We start from the raw sequence: 9,137 nt of genomic DNA on the forward strand, positions 1-9,137 counted from the left end.
AAGGAGGCATCCAGGCGATCCCAAGTCCTTGTTGGGCCGCGTCTCTTATCAGCAATACATCGTTGGACTGAAAGGGAGAGTCAACGTCCACAGAGAAGCTATCACCGCTATGCTGGTGATACATCTGCCAAACCTTCGAAGGGCTGATAGATAACAATCGGTGTTGTGACAGTTCCAATGGGTGAGCAATCGGCGGGGGTTGCTCCAGGTAAAGGGTAGAGGCACAAAGGGCAAACGGGATTTGCCAAAGCTTTCTCGCAATCCAGTCGGGTTCAATAGGATCTCCAACACGAAAAGTGACATCGACTTGCTCCGAGATCAGGTCGATTTTTTCGTTCTGCACTTGCAGGTTAATCTGGATGGCCGGGTGCTTGAAGGCAAAGTCATAAATGCATTGTTTGAGCCACACTTGAGTCATGTTGATTGGTGCCGAGATCTTGATTTGGCCAGTGAGTTCTTCGCGGTCGAGCTCAATCAAATCTTTCACGTTATTGAGACCGGTAATGAAGGGCTGACTGAGTTGGAAGTAGCGCTCGCCGTCGGTGGTTAAAGCAAAATGGTGGGCACTGCGATCGATCAGGCGACAGTTGAGTTGCTCTTCAAGCTTCTTAATTCTCCGGCTCAGTGTAGCCAGAGGCATTCCAATTTTCGTTGCGGCCTGCGTCAGGCTCTGATATTGGGCTGTAAGTACAAAGAGGTGTAAATCATCTAGGGAATGGCCTCTCATAATTGATAGCTAGACTCTTATTATTGGCTATTAATAATCAATTATGCAATCTATATCCTGCCAAGACAATGTAAATCCACTCGGTAGGTAATTCTATGAGACATTCAACAAAAGTCTGGCTTGGGGTGCTATTGGCCATTTTCTTTTGGGGGAGCAATTTCAATGCGATTCAGGGGCTTAGTCCATCAATGACGCCTATTGTAGCGGCAACTATTCGCTTTGGAGTTGCCTGTGCTTGTTTGTTGTTGCTTAGATTATTGCGTCGTAGCCCAGAGTCTATCCTTAGCCGACGTGACAAAATCTATTTATTGGTACTGGCTTTTATTGGTGTGCTGGTGCAAAACTGTGCAATCTTCATCAGCTTGGATCATACTTCTGCGGTGAATGCCTCTATCATTATTGCCAATATGCCATTGGCCGGTTTGTTATTGTCTGCATTGATTTTGAACACGAAAATTACGCGAGATCACCTTATAGGGACGGCGGTTAGCCTTGCCGGTGTTTTATTGGTGCTTACCAAGGGGAATTGGCAGCAACTAGTAATTCAGTCCGGGGATGTTCTGGCTTTGTTAGCCTTGTTTAGCGGTTGCCTGTATACGGTATTGGCGAAAAAATGGGTGTCGCATATTCCGTTGAGTCAGTTTCTGCGCTGGACGCTGGGAGCAGGATTTTTTCAAATGGTGTTGGTTGCCAGCTGGCTAGAGCAACCATTCATGGCCATTCAGTCGATGACCCAAAGCGATATGGCGATAATTTTGTATATGGGTATATGCGGTACGCTGGTGGCTTATTATTTTTGGATGCAGGGTACGCAGGTGATCGGGCCACGAAAAGTGACCTCGATGTTTAATCTCATTCCTGTTTTTACGCTTGTGATCAGTTTGGCACAGGGAACAATGCCGTACTTCACGCAATTGGTTGGGATTGTGCTGGTAACATCTGGTGTGGTGATAGCAAACAGCAACGCTCGTATTAAGTTGTTTGTTCAAACTAAAATGAACATCTCCAGCGTTGTGACAAGAAAGCTATAGCAACTACGAGCACACACAGTCATATACTTCCCGCATGTTCTGGTTCCAGCGGGTAACAAACTTCTCCTGAATATGATCTCTTAGCCATTGCAGGCCTGCATCTTCGTCCTGGCGTTTGTGCCACCACATCGACACAGAGCCGCGCGGGATTTCAACCGGACTGTGAGTTACTGATAGCTTGCCGCTGGCAACGTGTTTATAGGTTGCTGCGGCAGGCAAGATTGCCACTAGGTCACTGTCGATGAGAAGCGGTGCAGCAGAAGAAAAATGGTTAACTGTAACGGCAACGCGTCGCGTCATTCCGAGCTGATGAAGAGCTCTGTCTGTGGCGCCATAACTGTCACCTGATAATGACACCAGCAGGTGGTCGGCGCTGGCAAATTCCTCAATGGTTAAATCCGGTTTAGCCAACGGATGGTCTTTGCGCATGGCGCAGACGTGACAGATATCTAGAAGATGAGTCGATCGAATACTTTCTGGGGCAGGAACAGTTTCCCCCATCACCAGATCAACTTCCGCATCATCCAATACTTGCTGGGCATTGGTAATGGTATAGGGTACGGCATGCAGGTTAATGCCCGGTGCATGGGCTTCAAAATAACGGCGTAAGTCGAGCCATACGGTATCTACGACAATATCACTGACCGCAATCCTAAAAGTACGTTTGGCTGTTTGAGGATCAAATACATCAGGCTCGATCGCCTGGTTGAGGCTGTGCAAAGGATCGCGGATTTGGTCCCAGAGGTTCTTGGCATACGTTGTCGGCTGAATGTTACGGCCGTCTTTGACAAACAAATCATCCTTCCATGCTGCTCGCATTCTGGCGACAGCATTAGAGATCGCCGGCTGGGTCATTGATAATCGCTCGGCAGTACGAGTAATCGATTTTTCAGTCATGATGGCATCAAAAATCACCAAAAGGTTAAGTTCTTGTGGGCGCATACTGTCGTTCTGTTTATCAATTGAGGTGTGATACATCATAGTATTTTATGTATTTAATGGCTAGTCCTGCTCAATACATCACAAAATATTATGTGTGTGATAAAGATTTAAAATTATTTGTGATGTGTCAATCGACATAGAATGCCTCCAAAGAACGACATTCCATGGAGAAAAAAATGAAAACCCAACAAGGACTACGCAACCTGGTTCTCGCCACCGTCGCTGCCAGCGTGCTGATGGCCTGCCAACCACAGCGCGAAGAACAGGCCGGGATGAATCAACCGCCTGCTCCGCAAATCACGGTAGCGCAAGTGATAAGTGAAAGGGTTACCGAGTGGGATGAGTTCACCGGCCGCCTTCAGGCTCCGCAGACCGTAGAGCTGAGACCGAGAGTATCTGGCTACGTCGAGCAGGTTGTCTTTGAGGAAGGGGCACTGGTCAAAGCAGGTGATATCTTGTTCATGATTGATGCCAAGCCTCTCGAAGCTCAGGTAAACCGACTGAAAGCTGATCTGGTTGATGCTGAAAGTCAGGCGCTACTTGCTCAGCGCCAGCTAACACGCGGCAAGAAGCTGATTAAGAAGAATGCGATTTCTCAGGAAGAGCTAGATAACCGCGCGGCAAGCTATCAGCAGGCCAATGCAAGAGTACAGTCTCGTAAGGCTGCCTTGGATCAGGCAAAACTGGATCTTGAATATACCCAGGTTAAAGCACCAATTTCCGGTCGAGTATCCAGTGCTCTGATCACTAAAGGTAACTATGTCACGGCAGGGCAGAGCCTGCTAACAACAGTGGTATCGACGGACACGATTTATGCCTACTTTGATGCCGATGAGCAGACGTACCTCAAATACAAGCGTCTGGCACGAGAAGGTAGCCGTCTTGATTCCCATGACAACAAATCCCCGGTCATGATGGGACTGGCTGATGATCAGGGTTTCCCTTACACCGGTCATATCGATTTCATGGATAACCAAATCAACGAGCAGACCGGTACCATTCGTGGTCGCGCCGTGTTTGAAAATACTGATGGTCGATTTACGCCTGGTCTATTTGCGCGGATCAAAGTGGCAGGAAGTGCCAGCTATCAGGGTGTATTAATCGATGACAAAGCTGTTGGCACCGATCTAAATACCAAATTCGTGTTGGTATTGGATCAGGATAACAAGGTTCAGTATCGCCCGGTTAAGTTGGGTAAAAAACACAACGGCTTACGATTGGTCAGCGATGGCCTGCAGCCTGGGGATACGATTGTGCTGAAAGGGCTGCAACGTGTTCGTCCGGGAGCCGCTGTGAACCCAACTCCGGCAGCAATGGCCAGCGAAGAGGCATTGGCACAGATAAAACGTCAGCAACAACGGGTTGATGAGCTACAGGCAGAAGTCACGATAGCCAGCAGTGATCCGCTTGCAGGTAAGCGCGGCTAAGGAACAGTAACAATGAAGTTTTCTCAATTCTTTATATCACGGCCGATATTTGCAGGGGTCATCTCTTTGATGATCATGATTGCCGGTGCCATCGCCGTCTTTCAATTACCTGTTACCGAATATCCGGAAGTGGTTCCACCAACAGTGGTGGTAACGGCCAGCTATCCTGGAGCCAACCCGACAGTGATCGGTGACACGGTAGCAACGCCATTGGAGCAGGCCATTAATGGTACTGAAGGCATGTTGTATATGTCTTCGCAGGCTACGTCGGACGGGAACCTCAGCCTGACGGTGACGTTCGAGCTGGGAACCGATATTGACGATGCGCAGGTGCTGGTACAAAACCGGGTAGCGCGTGCACTGCCTCGGTTGCCGCAGGAAGTACAGCGCCTGGGCGTAGTCACCGAAAAGTCATCACCGGATCTGACGATGGTGGTGCACTTAACCTCGCCGGATGATAGTCATGACATGCTATACCTGTCGAACTACGCCAACCTCAATGTAAAAGATGAGCTGGCGCGTGTTGAAGGGGTGGGTAGCGTTCGTCTGTTCGGTGCCGGTGAGTACTCGATGCGAATATGGCTCGATCCGCCTAAACTAGCTGCCCTGAATATGACGGCAATGGACGTTGTAAATGCGATCCGTGAGCAGAACCAGCAAGCGGCTGCCGGTAGTCTTGGCGCGCAGCCTACGGCTGAAAATAACTTCCAGTTGCTGATCAACCTAAAAGGCCGTCTGAGCACGGAAGATGAGTTCCGTAATATCGTGATCAAAGTCGGTGAACAAGGGCAAATTGTTCGTCTGAGCGATGTTGCACGTGTTGAACTGGGTGCCAATAGCTATTCATTACGTTCGCTGTTGAACAACAAACATGCTGTAGCTATTCCGATTTTCCAGCGTCCGGGTTCAAATGCCATCGAGATCTCTGATGGTGTCCGCGCCAAAATGGCCGAGCTCAAAGAGAACTTTCCACAAGGCGTTGATTATTCAATTGTCTATGATCCGACAGTGTTCGTGCGTGGTTCTATCGATGCGGTAGTGAAGACACTATTTGAAGCCTTATTGCTGGTTGTCGTAGTGGTGGTACTGTTCCTGCAAAACTGGCGCGCGGCGATCATTCCTCTTGCAGCCGTTCCGGTTTCGCTAATCGGTACCTTCGCCATTATGCATGGTTTGGGCTTCTCGCTTAATGCGCTCTCGCTGTTTGGCCTGGTACTGGCCATTGGTATTGTGGTCGATGATGCGATTGTGGTGGTCGAAAACGTTGAGCGAAATATCGAAAACGGCTTACCGCCGGTAGCGGCATCCAGGCAGGCGATGAAGGAAGTAACGGGTCCGATCATTGCAACTACCCTGGTGTTGGCTGCGGTATTTATCCCGACAGCATTTATGTCGGGCCTGACCGGTCAGTTCTATCGCCAGTTTGCCCTGACGATTACCATCTCGACGGTGATTTCGGCACTGAACTCGCTGACCCTGAGCCCGGCGTTATCTGCATTGCTCCTGCGCAGTAAAACAGCGCCGAAAGACGGTTTGAGCAAGCTGATTGATTGGCTGTTCGGACGCTGGTTGTTCGTTCCGTTTAACCGTTTCTTTGACTGGGGCAGTAATGCCTATTCCGGTACGGTGAAACGAGTGATCCGTGGTGCGGGTATTGTCATGGTGTTGTATGCCGGCCTATTGGCTCTGACAGGCTACCAGTTTGTTGAAACACCAACCGGTTATGTACCATCGCAGGATAAGCAGTATTTAGTCGCGTTTGCTCAGTTGCCTGACGCATCGTCGCTGGATCGGACTGAAGATGTGATTCGTGAAATGTCGAGCATTGCGCTGGCACATCCCGGTGTTGAATCGTCGGTTGCCTTCCCGGGCCTGAACATCAACGGATTTACTAACAGTCCAAGTTCAGGAGTGGTATTTGTCACGCTGAAACCGTTCGCAGAACGTCAGGAAGAGCACCTGTCGGGGAATGCCATTGCCTGGGCGCTTAACGGTAAGTTCTCAAGTATTCAAGATGCCTTTATTGCGATTTTCCCGCCGCCGCCAGTGAATGGTCTCGGCAATATCGGTGGCTTCCGACTACAGATCCAGGATAAAGGAAATCTGGGTTACGAGGAACTCTATGCAGTCACTCAACAAGTGATCATGAAAGCCTGGCAGGCGCCGGAGCTGACAGGTGCATTTACCAGTTTTCAGGTGAATACGCCGCAAATTGATGTCGAAGTGAACCGTGAAAAAGCAAAAATGCAGGGTGTCTCGGTGGATGACATATTTGCCACGATGCAGATTAACCTTGGCTCACTGTATGTGAATGACTTCAACAAGTTCGGCCGTAACTATCAGGTTAATGTCCAGTCACAGGATAGCTTCCGACAGGAGCCCGAGCAGATTGCTCAGCTGAAGGTACGTAATGCAAGCGGTGACATGATTCCCTTGGGATCGTTTATTTCAGTTCACCACTCAGCAGGCCCGGACCGAGTGATGCACTACAACGGCTTCACTACCGCCGAGGTGAATGCGTCTCCGGCTCCAGGATTCAGCTCCGGTCAGGCCCAGGCGGCCATGGAGAAAATCTTGGCTGAAACGCTGCCACATGGCATGAGCTATGAGTGGACGGAACTGACCTATCAGCAACAGCTGGCAGGTAATACGGCGATGTATGTTTTCCCGTTGGTGGTGCTTTTAGTTTTCTTGGTGCTGGCTGCACAGTACGAGAGCCTGAGCTTGCCGCTAGCCATTATTTTGATTGTACCGATGACGTTATTGTCGGCTATTACTGGCGTGATCATCTATGGCGGTGACAACAATATCTTCACTCAGATTGGATTTATTGTTCTGGTTGGTCTGGCTACGAAGAATGCGATTTTGATTGTCGAATTTGCCCGCGAGAAGGAGCATGAAGGGTTTACCGTAAGGGAAGCCATCCTTGAAGCCAGCCATCAGCGACTAAGACCGATCCTGATGACCTCGATAGCATTCATTATGGGTGTATTGCCGATGGTGATTTCGACAGGTGCCGGTGCAGAAATGCGCCAGGCGATGGGGGTTGCGGTGTTCTCCGGCATGATTGGTGTCACTATCTTTGGTCTGTTGCTGACGCCGGTATTCTATGTGCTGATACGCAAATATTTAGGAAGGGCCTCCCTGAATAAAGCAGAAGAGAAAAGTAAAGTTGGGCCTGACGGAGTGATTGAGGCGAGCTAAATGGATATGTTCAGATACTGTTTGATTGCATCGGCATTGTTACTGACTGCATGTAGCTGGGTAGGTGGTGATTGTGATCCGCCTGAGATATTTGCGAGTGATTTGGCCCGCATTCAAATGCGCTCGGTGGAGCAGCACTTGTGGCAAGTTGGTGATATTGAAGCAGGCAGGCTACCGAACCAGCGTATTGATGGTGGGACTCAGGATTATCGATTACTGCAGGTCGGTATGAGAGGGCAAGTTCATGAGGACGATAATTGCCAGAGTGAAGCGCCAGTTCAGCTGACGGTTGGTTCAGGGTGGATTATTGAACCGATAGGAACAAGTTTGTGTGATTATGACCCAAACAGTACTGAACAACTGGTGAGCGTCGATAGCTTATAACGGCTAAATGTTTAATCAGCAACGGGGAAGCATCTATAAAGGTGCTTCCCCGTATTATTATTAGCTACTTGCTGCCCATCGGTTAACAGCAGCATCTGCTTCCAGAAGCAGGGTCAGCTCCTGTAACTCTTCACTGTAAAGAGGAGGGCGAAGCTCAGCACTCGCAATGCGCCCCTGACGTTTCATTAATGCTTTCACCGGAATTGGGTTTGCGGCGCAAAACAGGCTGTTTCCTGCTTGTTGCCACAAGGTTTTGAAACATGGTTCGGATTGGTTAGTGCTGCCAGCCAGATCAAGGCTCTGTCTGACATAGCGTGCTGTGGCTTCTGGCCAGGCATTGGCTGCCACAGATACCAGGCCGCGCGCGCCGTTGGCAATAAAATCAACGAGCAGGCCATCATCACCACAGAAAAAATCAAGTGATGGTGCTGAGTGGTAATAACGACTGAATTTCTCGGCACTTCCACTGGCTTCCTTCACTGCCCAGGTATTGGGGTGAGCTGCCAGTTGACCCAGTACTTGCTCATCGAGTGCGACACCAGTACGAGATGGCACGTTGTAGATCATACAGGGCCAGTTGCTGGCATCGAGCAGGCGGCTAAACCATTTATGCTGACTGGTTGCGCCGGGTTTTGCATAAAGTGGTACGGGTAAGAGCAGGGCATCAATTGGATAATCTTTCAGGAAATCCAGCCACTGCAGCTGCTGGTGCAGCTGAAAACCGCCGACACCAACCATCAAAGGTACAGAAAGTGACATATCACAAACATGCCGGACAATGGCTTGTTGCTCGTCTTGGGTCATTGCCAGTGCTTCGCCGGTACTGCCTAGCAGTAGGATCCCGTTTCCGGCTGCGTCTTGTTCCTTGGCGAGTTGGTTCAGGGTTGCAAAATCAATAGACTCGTCAGGCATGAACGGAGTGATGAGGGCCGTCCATAATGTAGTCTGTTGCAAACGTTCATTCCCGTAAGCGGGAGTAGTAGTGTGATTAGGCATCTCTCATCCGAACTTGTTGCTATCCGTAAAGAGAGCTTGGTATTGCGAAGGCGCCAGGGGCAAGAGGCCACAAGAAAGGCGAAAAAACACAAACACCAGAAGCTCTCCACCATAGGTGACAGTCCTGGGGATTCAGCCCCAGCAACCGATAAGTATTACTTCCAAACGCAAACCTATCTCGGCGTTAATCCCCCTTATCTGCTGTCATTGGTATTTGGATACCTCGAACAGATTCCCTGGTTAACGCACCTCTTCTGATCCCACAAACTTGGGATAGTTTGATTCAAACATCTAACAAGGTAATGTGTCAATAATGTTGTGAATATTTATGCAGAAAGAGTTTAATAAGCCGCCAGGGTGCTCGAATATACAGTCGAAGAAGGTACAAAGAAAGGCGCTACTCATACCGTAGCGCCTAGAATATAT

At 49.4% G+C, this 9,137-nt stretch carries 7 protein-coding genes and 1 riboswitch; of the genes, 4 read left to right on the top strand and 3 right to left on the bottom strand.

The genetic code is table 11. The annotated features are described in order from the left end of the window. Positions 1–727 (bottom strand): LysR family transcriptional regulator (locus MHN01_RS08390; protein ID WP_239410934.1); only part of this gene is annotated, 727 nt, incomplete at its 3' end. A 95-nt stretch (positions 728–822) separates the two neighbouring features. On the opposite strand from MHN01_RS08390, the gene MHN01_RS08395 reads away from it, so the two are divergent. Next, positions 823–1,758: a DMT family transporter gene (locus tag MHN01_RS08395; RefSeq protein WP_239410935.1), complete on the top strand. Its 936-nt coding sequence runs from the start codon at positions 823–825 to the stop codon at positions 1,756–1,758. 3 nt (positions 1,759–1,761) lie between these two features. Here the strand turns inward: MHN01_RS08395 and MHN01_RS08400 are convergent, their stop codons facing one another. Then, entirely contained in the window at positions 1,762–2,700 is a 939-nt protein-coding gene (locus MHN01_RS08400; protein ID WP_239410936.1) for a LysR family transcriptional regulator, read from the bottom strand. A gap of 176 nt (positions 2,701–2,876) precedes the next feature. Here MHN01_RS08400 and MHN01_RS08405 point away from each other — a divergent pair, with 176 nt between their 5' ends. The 3 genes from MHN01_RS08405 to MHN01_RS08415 are packed head-to-tail and all read left to right on the top strand — an operon-like array spanning position 2,877 to position 7,715. After that, the gene (locus tag MHN01_RS08405; protein ID WP_239410937.1) at positions 2,877–4,127 is read left to right on the top strand and encodes an efflux RND transporter periplasmic adaptor subunit; all 1,251 of its coding nucleotides are present in this window, start codon (positions 2,877–2,879) and stop codon (positions 4,125–4,127) included. Positions 4,128–4,139: 12 nt separating this feature from the next. Continuing rightward, on the top strand, positions 4,140–7,331 hold the full coding sequence (locus tag MHN01_RS08410) for an efflux RND transporter permease subunit (protein WP_239410938.1): 3,192 nt from the start codon (positions 4,140–4,142) through the stop codon (positions 7,329–7,331). Beyond that, entirely contained in the window at positions 7,332–7,715 is a 384-nt protein-coding gene (locus tag MHN01_RS08415; RefSeq protein WP_239410939.1) for a hypothetical protein, read from the top strand. Between the two features lie 60 nt (positions 7,716–7,775). On the opposite strand, the gene dapA is transcribed toward MHN01_RS08415, so the two are convergent. Continuing rightward, entirely contained in the window at positions 7,776–8,669 is an 894-nt protein-coding gene (gene dapA / locus MHN01_RS08420; RefSeq protein WP_239410940.1) for a 4-hydroxy-tetrahydrodipicolinate synthase, read from the bottom strand. Between the two features lie 133 nt (positions 8,670–8,802). Further along, positions 8,803–8,973: riboswitch (Lysine riboswitch) on the bottom strand. Positions 8,974–9,137: the final 164 nt, after the last annotated feature.

Source organism: Photobacterium sp. OFAV2-7 (assembly GCF_022347985.1).
In the GTDB taxonomy this organism is placed as follows: domain Bacteria; phylum Pseudomonadota; class Gammaproteobacteria; order Enterobacterales; family Vibrionaceae; genus Photobacterium.